1 pseudogene is annotated in these 232 nt (G+C 65.9%); it reads right to left on the bottom strand.

Going from position 1 to position 232, the window contains the following annotated elements:
• A pseudogene (locus SB816_RS35265) lies at nt 1-109 on the bottom strand (response regulator); the annotation flags it as partial.
• Between the last annotated feature and the right edge of the window lie 123 nt (nt 110-232).

Here is a 232-nt window from a genome sequence, read left to right as displayed (position 1 = left end):
CCTGCGGCGTCGCGGGTTCGGCCAGCATGTCGTAGCCGAGCCGCGCGAGCGCGTCGCGCAGATCGCCAATCGGCTTGTCGGTATCGGTTACGAGCAGGACGCGCAGCATGGTGTTTCGTGGGTCGTCGGCATGGTGGGGTCGACGGTTGTCGGTTCTTGTCTGGCAAGCCGCGTCGAGGCGGCTTCGCGCGTCAGTGGGGATTCGCCTCTGTTTCAGCAAGGTGCATGCCAG

This window comes from Achromobacter sp. SIMBA_011, assembly GCF_046535435.1.
GTDB lineage: Bacteria > Pseudomonadota > Gammaproteobacteria > Burkholderiales > Burkholderiaceae_B > Achromobacter > Achromobacter dolens.
The sequence above is the reverse complement of the archived record's forward strand: the minus strand, read 5'-3'. Positions and strand labels throughout refer to the sequence as shown.